Source organism: Corynebacterium sp. UMB8791 (genome assembly GCF_054166365.1).
Genome location: NZ_JBSZCG010000127.1, coordinates 1 through 13,223 on the forward strand (window position 1 = coordinate 1; position 13,223 = coordinate 13,223).

A 13,223-nucleotide genomic window follows, 5' to 3' on the forward strand; every position below is an offset into this window, starting at 1 on the left:
ATGGGTGCCGAGCTTTCCCTATTTCGAACCATATTTATTACGATCGAGACCGTGAATAAAAAAGGGCAGACCTCCGACGGCCTGGCGTGGGGCATCATCGCCGTATTCGTGGCGCTCATGGTGGTGTTCAGCGCGCTGAGCTCGACCGCAGGCGACGATGGCAGCTCGGCGCCAATCGACGCCAGCGGCGCCACCACCCTCGACGTCGACATCCACGGCATGGCCTTCACGCCGAATCGTATCGACGTCCCCTCCGGTACCCGCCTCATCCTCACCATCACCAACTCCGACGACCAACAGCACGACCTCAAGCTGGGTAGCGAGTACACCGGGCGCATCGATCCCGGCGACACCGTCGTCCACGACTTCGGCGTCTTCACCGAGTCCACGCAGGGCTGGTGCACGATCGCCGGCCACAAGGCGATGGGGATGGTGTTCGACGTCGTGGTCGGGTCGGCGAGCCCGAGCACTTCACCGAGTGCCGCGCCCAGACCGGTAGTCGCCGCGGATGGGCCTGACGACGGCCTGGTCTACCGTGACCCAGCGCTGCCTCCCGCGCCCGATGCTCCCGAAAGAACAGTGCACGAACACACCTGGCACGTTGCCGAAAGCGAGCGCCAGGTTGCGCCCGGCGTCACCCAACCCGTCTGGACCTTCGACGGAGAAATGCCAGGTCCCGTACTGCGCGGGCGCGTCGGTGACCTGTTCCGCATCACCATCGTCAACGACGGCACGATGGAGCACTCCATCGACTTCCACGCGGGTGAGGTCAACCCCGATACGAACATGGCCCAGATCGCCCCGGGCGAATCGCTCACGTACGAGTTCGAAGCCCGCCGCTACGGGATCTGGATGTACCACTGCGCCACCATGCCGATGAGCCTGCACATCGCCAACGGCATGTTCGGCGCCGTCGTCATCGACCCACCGGACCTCACGCCTGTCGACGCCGAATACGTCCTCCTCTCACACGAGGTCTTCCTCGGCGAGGACGGCGCCGACCCCGAGCGAGTCGCCGCCGGGCTCTACGATCTCACCGCGTTCAACGGCTACCCCAACCAGTACCAGCAGCGGCCGATTCCGGCCCGCGTCGGCGATACCGTCCGTGTGTGGCTCTTCAACGTCGGCCCCGACAATCCCTTGAGCTTCCACGTGGTCGGCGAAATCTTCGACACCGTGTTCAAAGAAGGCCAGTACCAGATCCGAAGCGCCACTGACACCGGTTCACAGGCGCTCGGGCTCCTCGCCGCCCAGGGTGGGTTCGTCGAGATGACCTTCGACGAACCCGGCACCTACACCTTCGTGAACCACCAGATGACCGACGCCGAAAAGGGACAGCGCGGCCAGTTCGTGGTCACCCCCTAGGTGACCGGGCTCAGGCAATCCCGCCGAAGGACGCGACAATCGCCGCCACCAGCGCCAGCGCCAGGGCGGACTGCCCAGCGGGGCGCTCCACGTGGGCGCCCGCCACCGGGGCCTCACGCTGCCCCCGCAGCACCGCCACCTGGGCCTTCACCGCCCTGCGCAGCAGCGGCAGGTACGCCACCAGCACGGCGAACACGAGCAGGCTCATCACCACCCGCAGCCAGGACTGCTCCGTCAGCAGCCACACCGTTAGCGCGAGGTTGTACAGCACCACCCGGAAGTAGGTGCCCCGGGACAGTTCCAGCAGCCCGGCGCGCACCGCCTTCGGCCCGCCGCCCATCGTGGTGGGCAGCAGGTAGCTCATGGTGCCGATCAGCAGGGGCGCCACGAAGCCGAGCAGGAGGGCCAGCGTGGGGATCTCCGGGACGGTCCGCACCAGGCCCACGGCGTACCAGAGCATCGTGCCGATCAGCCAGAACATCGCTACGAAGACGGACAGGCCCGGGTAGGTGATGCGGTCGCGTGGGTCGCGCAGGACGTCGATGACGTTGACCACGAAGCCCTGGAAGAGCCACAGCCACGCGCCGACGTAGACGAACGCGCCAACCGCGACTACCTGCGGAATCCCCAGCAGCGCGCCGGTAACCGCGCACACGATCGCGGCCACCGCGCCCCAGATCGCCGCGCGGGTGCGGTCCCGCATGCCGTTGATCCGCCACATCGTTGGGAACAGCACGCTCAGGCTCGACATCGCGGCCAGGCCCACAAAGCCCGCGACGTTTGCGAACAGGTGCGCCTGGCGGATCTGCTCCTGCCAGGTGCCGGGCAGGCCCATCGACAGCGACGCACCAAAGCACACCCCGACGAGCAGGCAGGCAGCCGACGCCACGTACCCAACCGCGGCGGGCCGGTGCCGCTTCTCCGGGCCGGCGTCACGCACCAACCGGGCGAGCACCACCGCGTGCCACAACACAGCAACAGCGACCAGGAACCCGCCAACCCAGGTGACCAGCCAGTGCTGCTCCCACCAGCTGGCCAAGACCTGGCCCACCAGCACCAACACGATGCCGGCGTTGAGGACCCAGGTGCGCCGCAATTGGGCCGGGCGCGCCTCCTCAGGAAGGCGCTGCTGCAGGAAACGCTCGGTCAGGTTCACGCTCCACAGCACGATCGAGTTCGCCACGATTCCGAGCGTGAAAATGTGAATCAGCAGCCACGCCGGTTCGGGGAACAGCGTGTGGGTGAGCCCGATCAAGATGAACACCCACATCCAGATGCTCACCGGCTTGGACGCCTTCCGGTGCCAGCTGCGTGCGCTCATTTACGCCGCCACCTTCGCGTCGCCGGACTTCGGGTTATCGCGGAAGCACCACCAGGTCACCGCACCAAAGACCAGGGCCGAGCAGGCGATCATCACAAGCACATTGTGGTACGCCCCGGCGTAGGCGGGGGCGGCAAGCGCGTTGGTGGAGGCGTCGTAAATTGCGTCCATGCCGATGGGCTGCAGCTCAGCGGGGAGGTTGCGCACCATCCACATCGGCAGCAACGAGCCGGTCAGCGCGACGGTGACCAGGGTGCCGAACTCGTAGGAGACCTCCTCCACCCCGGCGGCCATGCCGGAGCGGTGCAGCGGCGCCGCGCCGATAATCGCGATGGAGGACACGCTCATCACCGAGCCCGCCGAGAAGCCCATCACGGCCAGCGCCGCAATCTCGATGCCGAGGCTGCCCGCGTCCGAACCCCAAATCAGGGCCGCGGCACCCGCGGCGGCGCCCAGGAAACCGCCGCCAATCAGAGGCAGGAAGCCAATCTTGTGCAGGTAGGCGCCCCCAAGTGTCGACGCCGGAATCGCCGCCGCCGCCATCGCAATAATTGTCGCGCCGGCGTGGAGGGGGGAGAAGCCGTCGACAAGCTGGAGCTTCTGCGTGGTCATCAGCTCGGCGCCGGCCATGAAGAACATGCCGCCGGCTGCTGCGACGACGCCGCCGGTGAACATCCGCGACTTGAAAATGTCGAAGGTGAGCAGCGGGTCCGCCAGCTTCCCCTGGCGGCGCACGAACAACACCGCGCCGACGACGCACAGCACCACCGCCACCACGAACAGGGACCAGCCGGAATTCGGGTTCGCCAATTCTTTGATAGCCATGGTCAGGCCCGACAGCGCGAACAGTGCGTACACCGAGGAGATAAGGTCCCAGTGCTTCGCCGGGTTCGGCATGTTCTCCGGGGCCAGCCAGAACGTCAGGGCCAGCGCGATGAGCACGATCGGCACGTTAATGAGGAAGACGGAGCCCCACCAGAACGCCTCCAGCAGCGCGCCGCCGACCAGCGGGCCCAGCGCCGCACCCACCACGGCCACCGACCCCCAAATACCGATCGCCGTGTTGCGCTCCCGCTCGTCCGGGAACGTGAGGCGGATCAGCGCGAGCGTCGCAGGCATCATCACCGCGGCACCCATGCCGAGCAGCCCGCGCGCACCCACGAGCAGCCACGCCGACGGCGCGAACGCCGCCGCCAGCGACGCCACCCCGAACACCACCAGCCCAACGATGAACATCAGGCGGTGGCCCAGCTTGTCCCCCAGCGTGCCCGTGCCCAGCAGCAGCCCCGCCAGCACTAGCGGGTAGGCGTTAATAATCCACAAGCCCTGGGTCGGGGTGGTGTGCAGCTGCTCGTTGAGCTCCGGCATCGCCGTATACAGGATCGAATTGTCCAGCCCGATCATCAGCAGACCGAGCGAAATCACTGCAAAGAAGGTCCAGCGCTGGCTTGGCGTCGAATCAGTCATAGCAACAAGCTACACCCGAGGAAAGCTAATCGACGCCTCTGCCCCCTCCACCGAAACATCCACACGCCCGCCGACCGGGAACGTCAGCAAGGGGTTCGTGTGCCCAAACGATGCGTTCGCCACCACCGGCTTCCCCCTCAACTCAGGTATCGACGCCACCATCTCCTCCACCATCACCCTCGTGACACGGCTCGCGGTCTGGAAACGCCCAATCACCAAGCCCTCAATCCCGTGACCATCCGGGGCCTGCAACAACGACACCAGCTCACGCCGGAAATCCATCACGGTGTACTTCCCCGTCACCTCCGCAAACAACACCGCATCATTCAGCGACGGCATAAACTCCGTGCCCGACAACAACCCCAACGTGCCCAAATTCGACCCAAGCGCAATCCCCTCCGCGCGGCCCTCCTGGATCACCCACCAGCCATCATCCGGCTCCTGCACACGACCATCCTGGTTAATAAACCAGTCATCGTCCGTGTACCAGTCCCCCGGCTGCCACACAATCGGCCCGTCCGTAAACGCCGCCTGCACAAACGCATCACGGGTCACCTCACCGAAATCGCGCATCCCTAACGTCGACCAATGCGGGCCCACGTAGACCACCTGGCCCGTCTTCGCATACACCGCATTCGCCAACGCCGACACATCCGAATTCCCACACAGGAACTTCGGGTGCTCCGCAATCACATCAAAGTCCAGGTGAGGCAGAATCTCGTTACTGGTAAAGCCGCCGATCACGCTCATGATGCCGTCGACGGATGGGTCGGAGTAGGCGTCGATAAGATCCTCAGCCCGCAACTTGCCCGGCGCAGACCAAAACATGTCCGACACCCGCACATTCGCCCCAAAACTCACCGACAGGCCAAGCTGCTCCAGGCGGCGCGTGGCCAACTCAGCCACAAAACGACCCGCCGGGCCCTGCTCCACATACGCCAACGAACGCGCCGGAGCCACCACACGCACATGATCGCCCACCGACAACGGGCGAGGATACAACGCCATTAGTACAAATACACCGACGCGTTATTACCGCCCTGGCACCGGGCTCCCCCACCCGCCGGCCAACACGACATCGTGTACGTCTGCCCCGTCACCGGGCTATACACACTCAACGACCCCGGGAACTCACCCGTGGCTGCAGCCCGCTCATTAAACACAGCCAACACATTGCCCGCGAACTCCGACGACGTGTTCCGGGTCTCTGCCGTCGCGTTCGAGAACCCCACACTCGACCCCATCGGCTCACGCCGGTTCACATTAGGCTTGCTGCCCTGGTTGTTCTGGCTTTCTGGGGTGACCGTCTCAACCTCCGTCACAATCACCGGATCCTGTTGCTCGCCATTCGCCCCGTCGGACCGCACAACCAAAAACGCCACCGCTCCAGCCAACGCCAACAACACCAGCGTCCCCAACACCGACAACGCAACCACCAGGCCGGTGTTGCTCTTCTGCTGCGGCTGGTACGGCGGCTGCGGCTGATATGGCTGCTGGTAGTACGGCTGCTGGTACTGCTGTTGCTGCTGGGTCGCCCACTCGTTGGTGCCAGGGTGGGTGTCGTCGGGCTGGTACGGGTTCGTCATGAGGGGCTTCCTTCAGGGATATGCAACAATACTGCAGCTCACCTTACTAGGTGCGCGCTGCTCATATGGGGCGTGGACGCTCCATCTGGAACTTTGCACCAGATTCCGGGTTTGCATTTTCGCGACCTGGGGAAACGCAGCTCGGGTTGCTCGAAAACGGGGATTGTGGTGCACAGGAAACTCGCAGGAGTGCCAAATCTGACCCTTCTTAACATCTAGCACTTTTCTGCCCTGGCACTTTAAATGGCCGGACCAAATTGGGTTGCGTCTTTTGGCACTGGAGCCTCCGGCGCCGTACCCCTCTCCTCGCCCACTTTCGAACTTGGTCCATCGCGGCGACTCATGCTCTAGCGGTTGATGGTTCAATTCCGCAACCATCCATCGCACCCTGACAACACTGGAAAAGAAGCTAACCTGTACGTGAACAAGTTCAACAATGTCTAGAAGAGGCATTGCTACCCACAGAGAAAGTACCGCCCTTCGGGTGCCTATGACACGAATTGGAACCCTAAATGACACTCAGCGAAATCACTCTGACTAGAACCTACTTCCTTGCCAAAGAGGAGGATCTTCCTCGGTGCTATCAGCGCTATCTTGAACGAGTGGAGCGCGTAAAGCAGTTCACAACCGTCTATCTGGTTGCTGATGTGGAGTTTTACGAGGTTAACCCAATCGTGAAAGAAAACTTGCTCCATGATCTCCAGGCTCAGAGTGATGAACCGGTTAACGAGGATGAATGGAATATGTATAGTTATTCCACCGCGCTAGGGACAATCGAAGAGCCTATTGAGCCCGGGGCGGCCGTGTCACGTTTGTGGGAGGACATGCTTTTGACCGACGACGAGGAGTGGCCTCGGTCTTTTATCAGCACTGTTAATTTCTCGTCTCTTATGTCACGGCCGAAGTAACGAACTGGAGGCCGTTGGGTGCGGGTAGTGAAATACTTCTCGAAGCGAGCAGCCCCGAGCATCGTCGCTAATGTTATCCTTTTCCACAGAGCGTCGATGTAGATTGACGCACCATACCCCACAACCCCGGGTCAAGTGCCTGGGGTTGTTGTTATTTTCACCTACTCGCGGGCCTTTGCACCAGATTCCGGGTTTGCATTTTCGCGACCTGGGGAAACGCCGCTCAGGTTGCTTGAACGCTTTATGTCAAGTGGTTGTGAACGTGGTTGGGTGTTAGATCGTGATGGGTTGTGGGGGCGGGGCGGTTTGGGAACGGCGCCGACGCCGCGTGCATTGATGATGCATTGTTAACCATGAATCTGGCCCACAACCACTTGACACAGAGCGTACGTGAGGGAATTTGGTGCGCAGTCTACTCCGATTTGCTTTCGCGCTTGATCAGCGGCTCCAACTTGTCGCGGAGACGCGCCTTCCAGTCGGCGGCGGCCTCCTCGTAGCCTTCCTCGTGCGGGTGCATGCCTCGGTGGGTGAATTTGACGCGGGTGTCGCCGTCGGGGGCGTCTTCAAGCTCGAAGATGATGTCGGTGTCGTCCCACTCGGGGTCCTCGAGCAGGTTGCCGGTGGGCTCGACGCGCCAGACGAGGCGGTCGCCCTGCTCGGCTTCGGAGACGTAGAGCTCGGCGAATTGGTCGTCGTTTTGGAAGTGGAACTCGCCGCCGGCGGTGTCGGCGGAGCCCTCGATGGTTTCGTCCCACCACTCCTGTGGCCTGGTGATTGCGCGGAAGACTTCGGTGCGGCTCGCCGGGACCTCGAAGGCGGTGGAGAAGTCCTTCACGGCGCGGAATTTGGTGCCGTCGGAGAACTCGTAGTCGGGCATGGCGCCGTCGGGGTCGTAGATGGAGACGTCGAAACCTTGGTCGCGGATCTGCTTGATGCCTTCTTTAATCAGCAGGCGTCCGGCCTTGTTGAAGGAGGTGACGTGGGAGACGTCGAGCACCAGGCGGTTGCCGGCGAGGCGGTATTCACCGAGGTCGTGAAGGATTTTCTCGGCAGCGGTGAAGTTGATCATGCCTTGGAGTTGCACGACGGTCTTCGCTTCTCGACGATCCACCGTCCGGATCCCCGGCGCCGCGTAGTAGTCGGCGCTCATCAGGTTGAGGCCGAGGGATTCGGAAAGCTCGCGGAAGATCTTCACGCCGCGTACCGAGTTGCCCTGCTTGTCCAGGCGCGGGCTCAGCGAGGCGATGCCGAGCTGCCCCGGCATCGTCCCGATGAGGCCACCGGCCACGCCCGATTTTGCGGGGATGCCCACGTTGACCATCCAGCGGCCGGAGCCGTCGTACATGCCGGCGGACGTCATCACGGCTTGGGTGACTCGGCTGGCTTTGGCGGACATGATGCGCTCGCCGGTGATCGGTTGGACGCCGCCGTTGGCCAAGGTGGCGGCCATCACGGCGAGGTCGCGGACGGTGACCAGGATGGAGCACTGCTGCGTGTAGGAGTTCACGGCGTCGTGGGCCTGGTCCTGCACCATGCCGAATTCCCGAAGCAGGTGCGCGATGGACAGGTTGCGGTGCGCGGTGGCCAGTTCGTCGTCGAGGATGTTTTGGTCAATGCGCAGTTCGCGGCCCGCAAGGCGGGAAAAGAACGACCGAATCTTCTCGACGCGGTCTTCGACACTCGAATCCGGCCCGTTGATGAGCTGGTTCACGGCGATGGCGCCCGCATTGATCATGGGGTTTGAGGGCCGGTTGGTGGCGTCGTCAAGTGAGATGGCGTTGAAGGCCTCCCCCGAGGGCTCAACCCCCACAACCTTGTGCACCTCCTGCGCGCCGAGCTCCTCGAGCGCGAGGGCGTAGACGAACGGCTTCGAGATTGACTGGATGGAGAACTCGTAGCTGTCGTCACCGACGGAGTACAGGTGGCCGGACGTGGTGCACACGGCGAGGCCGAGCTTGTCCGGGTCGGCGGTGCGTAGCGACTCGATGTAGTCGGCGGGCTCGCCGGCGTCGTCGTCGCGGACGAGGTCAAGGATCTTATCGAGGTACGCAGGCACTGGAGTTGGCATGCCGCCAGCTTACTTCCCACATAACATCCCACATAACATCCCACATGTGGGATGTTGAGTGGTATGTTCCACCGAAAAAGTGGTATGTAGGACGAGTTCACGCAGGTCAAACAACATAACACTTACATCCCACATGTGGGATGTTGGGTGGTATGGCGGACGAGGTCAAGGATCTTATCGAGGTACGCAGGCACTGGCGTAGGCATGCACGACAGTCCAGAGCTTTGCGCCTATCGACGCCTACTCTTACCTTTTTGTCCACTTTCCTTTACATAGTGGGGTGTTTAGTTTATTGTTTGTCGTAGGTGCTTACAAAGCAGAAAGGAGCGCTGATGCCAGACACACACGAAAACATGGTCCGCAAGTGGCGACGGTGGCAGGAACTCTCCCAGGCCGAGCTCGCCGCACAGGTGGGAGTGTCCCGCCAGACCATCGCCAACATCGAAAAAGGCAACTACTCCCCCTCCGTCCACCTCGCACTCGACATCGCACACACCCTCGGCAAGACCGTTGAAGCCCTCTTCGGCGACGAACAGGAAGGATAACCCCATGTTGAAGCAGTACGGCGACAAGAAGATCGCCCTGGCAAACCAGGGCACCGACGACGAATACCAGCAGCAGATCCTCCACCAGTCCAGCACCGTGACCTCGGAGACGCTGATGTACACCACCACGTTCATCATGGCGATTCTCGCCTGGGTCCTGCCAAGTGGTGTGGCCATCTACTCGCTGCTCGCGCTTGTGCCCGGCCCACTTGCACAAGCTGCAGGCGCGCTGTGGATGCAGAACTACGCCCCGCGCCCGCGCCCGTACAAGCTTTTCACGCTGTCAACGCTACCCATCTGGATTTTCCTCGCAATCACCTTCGCCGGCATCGCGGTAAAGGACCTCAACGGGGAGGCCGCCGGCACCATCGGCATGGTTATCGGCGCACTCGTCGGCGGTGCCGCAGCCGCAATCTTCGCCCCGCGCTGGCAGCGCTCGCGGCGCCGCAGCGACGAAGAGCGACTGGACCAAAATCTCGAAGATTAATAAACACGAGTATATTCGTGTTTATGTTCATTGACGAGAAACCGAACCCGAAGCAGGCCTACCTGAGCGACGAGCACGCCGAGATCATCAAGGCAACGCTCCCGCCGGTAGGCGCGAACATCCAGACGATCACGAAGACCTTCTACAACAAGATGTTCACCGCCCACCCCGAACTCATCTCGGACACGTTCAACCGCGGCAACCAGAAGCAGGGCGCGCAGCAGAAGGCGCTAGCGGCGTCGGTGGCGACGTTCGCCACGCAGCTGGTGGACCCCGACGCACCGGACCCAGTGATGATGCTGGACCGCATCGCGCACAAGCACGTCTCGCTGGGCATCACGGCAGACCAGTACCAGATCGTGCACGACAACCTGATGGCCGCCATCGTCGAGGTGCTTGGTGACGCCGTCACCCCAGAAGTCGCCGAGGCTTGGGACAAGGTGTACTGGCTGATGGCCGACGTCCTGATCAAGCACGAGGGCAAGCTCTACGAATCGGACGGCGTGGAGGCAGGCGACGTGTTCCGCACCGCCACCGTCACGGAGAAAACCCAGCTCAGCGACACCGTCTACGCCTACACCCTGGAGGGCGACCTCACCGCGCCGCGCCCGGGCCAGTACACGTCGGTCGGCGTGAAGCTGCCGGACGGCGCGCGTCAGCTGCGCCAGTACTCCATCATCGAAGGCGACGCCTCCCACTACCGCATCGCCGTGGAGACCGAGGGCGAAGTGTCCACGTTCCTGCGCGACCACGTCAACGTCGGCGACACCGTCGACGCCACCCTCGCCGCTGGCGACCTGGTGCTGCAGCCCGGCACGAACCCGGTGGTGCTGATCTCCTCCGGTATCGGATCCACGCCGATGACCGGCATCTTGGGGTACCTCGCGGCGGAGGGCTCGCCACGCAGGGTCACGGTCGCGCACGTCGACGAATCACAGCAGTCGTGGGCTCAGGCGGATGAGATGCGGATGCTCGTCGACAAGCTTGACGACGCCTCCCTGCACCCCTACTTCCGTGCCGAGGGCCAGCGCCTCAACGTTGCTGACCTGGACGTTTCCGGCGCAGACGTGTACCTGTGCGGCGGCGAGGGTTTCCTGCAGTCCATCCGCGACGACCTGGCACAGCTCGACCCGGCGAACGTGTACTTCGAGCTGTTTAGTCCGAACGACTGGCTGATCGGTTAACCAGCCGGGCCCCGCACTGCCCCGACGCGTCGAACGGCATGAAGTCGAGGTGGTGGGGGCCGATGGTGGCGTCGATAAACCCCTGGTGCAGTGCGCAAATCGTGGCTGCGGGCGGGGTGCCGTCGGCGGCGACGAACGGGCAGGCCTGCAGGCCAACTTCCACGGAAGCGTCGCCGTCCGCCTCGCGGACGAGGGGGTCGAAGCCCATCTCGCGCAGAGAGCGCAGCACCGCGGCGGCGAGCTCCTCGAAGTCCTCGGGCGGCTCCCCGAAACGGTCCGCGTTGCGCCGCGCCCACGCGCGCCCGAAATCGCGGGCTGCGTCCAGGTCGAAGCCGGCGAGCGACTCAATCAGCGACTCGACGAGCGCGACGTACTCGTGCATCACAGCGTGACGCTGCGGGGTGCGCGCGTGGTACACGTGCGAGGGGCGACCACGGGTGGTGCGGCTGGCCACACGCCAGCCCACCAAACCGCGCTCCGCCAGCTCATCGACGTGGCCACGCACGGTATTGACGTGGATGCCCAGCTCCTTGCTCAACTCGCTGAGCAAGGCTCCTTCTGGGAAGGAATCAAGCGCGTCCAAGACCTCACGCTGCTTCGGGCTCAACTCGGCGGCGCGGCGCATCAGTTCCGCGGTGGGCAGGGGGACGGCGTCGTCGTCGATAGTCATAGCTGGACCTCACACTGCGATGGGCGGCTGTACGGAACGAGCTTGCACACGATGCCGCCGCTGAGTTCATCCAGGTAGCCGGCGTGCAGGGCACAGATGACCGAACTTGGCGCGCTGACGCCCACCGTCGTGAACGGGCAGGCGTTGAGGCCAATGTTGCCGGACTGGTTTGGGTAGGAGGGGTCGAAGCCGAGGTCCCGCAGAATCGCGATCAGGGCGTTGAGCTGGGACGCCCCGGAGGCGTCCGACTGCACCTCGCGCCCGTTGTGAGTCTGACGCGCCCACTGGCGGCCGATCTCCCGCGCCTTCTCCGTATCGCCCTCGGTGAGGCACTCCGCCATCGTCCTGACCAGGCCGATGTACTCGCGAGTCACGGTCGAGTGGTGCGGGGTGCGCGTGTGGAAAATGTTGCTCGGGCGGCCGCGGCCCTCGCTCGGAGCCGTGGTGATGTTGACCAAGTCTTTCGCCAGCAACTCGTCCAAGTGCCCGCGGATCGTGTTGGGATGCATCCCCATCTCCTTGGCGATGTCACTGACCTGCGCACCATGCGGGTGCATGGCCAGGCGATCAAGCACCTCGCGCTGTTTCACGCTCAACTCGGCGGCGCGGTCCATCAGGTCCGTCGTCGGTTGAGGCGGGGTCGCCGAATCCACGTGTCCTCCTTCGGTCAGAGCTCCTCACCAGCTTAAACCGAACTCGCCGATTTTCCCTATTTCTGGCCGTATTTATTGAAGGAACGTAATGAAGAGGTTATTTCGCACTTTCTCGCCATAACACCTGGTACTTCACTATTGGCCACCAACCACGTAGCCAGGTCAGTGTCAATCATGCGGGCGAGGGACAAGATTTGCGCGAATGCCTCCTCAACTGTTCTCCTTCTTTTTTCATTTCGATGTGTTTGTCCACGAAGTGGGACACCATTCAGTAACGGTTCATGATGCGCAACACGGTTTCGAAGTTCATTAATCTCTTGGCACAACTGATGAACCCACACACGAGAAAAAGTTATCGCTCTCGCCTTTTCAGGATGCTCATCCCGCTGACGTGCAGCTTCTCGCCTGCCGCCGGGGAATGCTTTTGCTAGAACTGGCCAGTTCCGCTCATTGTCAACCTTTCTGCGCCAAGGACCTCGGCCGGTATAACCGCCTTTATCAAACAGATTCGTCCAGAAGCCAAACATGCAGTTGGCCACTAGTCTCCCTGGTAAATCCCCACGTTCCGAGTTCAATCTCACGTGAGCAGGCAGACGTTCCCAAGCACTAGCCAAAGCCGTTCGCGACCGGTCGTCCAAAGGCATTTCCTGATACCACTGCACGCCCCATTTCTCGGTCAGAACAGCATGAATAGCCTCACGTAACGCAACTTCGAGGACCGCTAAATCGGCCATAAAGGCCATGGACAAATCGCGATTCCATACATAAAGTTCAAGCGCCTCATCGGCGCAATGATGAGACGTGTGTGATAGAAATGTCGCCATCCGAGCAGGTGAAATAGACCCCCATAACAGGTGGTGGCTCCCTGTAGGCGGCTGCACTGGATACGTCATTGTGCTATTGTAGCCAACGTAGTCCCTCGGATCTGGGTCACAGACATAGACTCTGTGTTCCCCCGAGGGTTTTTCT

The 13,223-nt window shown here is 62.6% G+C and carries 13 protein-coding genes and 1 pseudogene; 5 read left to right on the forward strand and 9 right to left on the reverse strand.

Features of this window, described 5'->3' with window-relative positions; translation table 11 throughout:
- Positions 1-51: 51 nt before the first annotated feature.
- Positions 52-1,365: a multicopper oxidase domain-containing protein gene (locus tag ACXIUA_RS08290; protein ID WP_457976547.1), complete on the forward strand. Its 1,314-nt coding sequence runs from the start codon at positions 52-54 to the stop codon at positions 1,363-1,365.
- A gap of 10 nt (positions 1,366-1,375) precedes the next feature.
- Here ACXIUA_RS08290 and ACXIUA_RS08295 read toward each other — a convergent pair whose 3' ends face one another.
- From ACXIUA_RS08295 to ACXIUA_RS08310, 4 genes are read right to left on the reverse strand one after another with little or no spacing between them, the layout of a single operon-like run.
- Positions 1,376-2,686 carry a copper oxidase gene (locus tag ACXIUA_RS08295; protein WP_457976548.1) on the reverse strand — a complete coding sequence of 437 codons (1,311 nt, stop codon included), beginning with the start codon at positions 2,684-2,686 and terminating at the stop codon, positions 1,376-1,378.
- A complete protein-coding gene (locus ACXIUA_RS08300) occupies positions 2,687-4,153 on the reverse strand; it encodes an MFS transporter (protein ID WP_457976549.1) in 1,467 nt (488 codons plus the stop codon).
- Positions 4,154-4,162: 9 nt separating this feature from the next.
- Positions 4,163-5,161: a S66 family peptidase gene (locus tag ACXIUA_RS08305; RefSeq protein WP_457976550.1), complete on the reverse strand. Its 999-nt coding sequence runs from the start codon at positions 5,159-5,161 to the stop codon at positions 4,163-4,165.
- The gene (locus ACXIUA_RS08310) at positions 5,161-5,739 is read right to left on the reverse strand and encodes a hypothetical protein (protein WP_457976551.1); all 579 of its coding nucleotides are present in this window, start codon (positions 5,737-5,739) and stop codon (positions 5,161-5,163) included. Before ACXIUA_RS08310 ends, ACXIUA_RS08305 begins: the two co-directional genes overlap by 1 nt.
- Positions 5,740-6,251: 512 nt before the next feature.
- Between ACXIUA_RS08310 and ACXIUA_RS08315 the strand changes: the two genes are divergently transcribed.
- Entirely contained in the window at positions 6,252-6,647 is a 396-nt protein-coding gene (locus ACXIUA_RS08315; protein WP_457976552.1) for a hypothetical protein, read from the forward strand.
- A 412-nt stretch (positions 6,648-7,059) separates the two neighbouring features.
- Here the strand turns inward: ACXIUA_RS08315 and ACXIUA_RS08320 are convergent, their stop codons facing one another.
- Entirely contained in the window at positions 7,060-7,482 is a 423-nt protein-coding gene (locus ACXIUA_RS08320; protein ID WP_457976557.1) for an SRPBCC family protein, read from the reverse strand.
- A pseudogene (locus tag ACXIUA_RS08325) lies at positions 7,474-8,715 on the reverse strand (glutaminase); the annotation flags it as partial. The pseudogene ACXIUA_RS08325 and the gene ACXIUA_RS08320, both read right to left, overlap by 9 nt.
- A 332-nt stretch (positions 8,716-9,047) precedes the next feature.
- Here ACXIUA_RS08325 and ACXIUA_RS08330 point away from each other — a divergent pair.
- The 3 genes from ACXIUA_RS08330 to ACXIUA_RS08340 are packed head-to-tail and all read left to right on the forward strand — an operon-like array spanning position 9,048 to position 10,931.
- Positions 9,048-9,260 carry a helix-turn-helix transcriptional regulator gene (locus tag ACXIUA_RS08330; protein ID WP_070363332.1) on the forward strand — a complete coding sequence of 71 codons (213 nt, stop codon included), beginning with the start codon at positions 9,048-9,050 and terminating at the stop codon, positions 9,258-9,260.
- Between the two features lie 4 nt (positions 9,261-9,264).
- The gene (locus ACXIUA_RS08335; protein ID WP_457976553.1) at positions 9,265-9,747 is read left to right on the forward strand and encodes a hypothetical protein; all 483 of its coding nucleotides are present in this window, start codon (positions 9,265-9,267) and stop codon (positions 9,745-9,747) included.
- 23 nt (positions 9,748-9,770) lie between these two features.
- Entirely contained in the window at positions 9,771-10,931 is a 1,161-nt protein-coding gene (locus ACXIUA_RS08340) for a globin domain-containing protein (RefSeq protein WP_457976554.1), read from the forward strand.
- On the opposite strand, the gene ACXIUA_RS08345 is transcribed toward ACXIUA_RS08340, so the two are convergent.
- Genes ACXIUA_RS08345 through ACXIUA_RS08355 form a run of 3 tightly spaced genes read right to left on the reverse strand, consistent with a single transcriptional unit; the run spans position 10,903 to position 13,147 of the window.
- Positions 10,903-11,601 (reverse strand): helix-turn-helix transcriptional regulator, encoded by a 699-nt coding sequence (locus tag ACXIUA_RS08345; protein ID WP_083433271.1) that lies wholly within the window; start codon positions 11,599-11,601, stop codon positions 10,903-10,905. The genes ACXIUA_RS08340 and ACXIUA_RS08345 overlap by 29 nt on opposite strands.
- On the reverse strand, positions 11,598-12,254 hold the full coding sequence (locus tag ACXIUA_RS08350; protein WP_457976555.1) for a helix-turn-helix transcriptional regulator: 657 nt from the start codon (positions 12,252-12,254) through the stop codon (positions 11,598-11,600). The genes ACXIUA_RS08345 and ACXIUA_RS08350 overlap by 4 nt, the downstream gene beginning before the upstream one ends.
- 56 nt (positions 12,255-12,310) lie before the next feature.
- Positions 12,311-13,147, reverse strand: coding sequence for a hypothetical protein (locus ACXIUA_RS08355; RefSeq protein WP_457976556.1), 837 nt, complete (start codon positions 13,145-13,147; stop codon positions 12,311-12,313).
- Positions 13,148-13,223 lie beyond the last annotated feature (76 nt).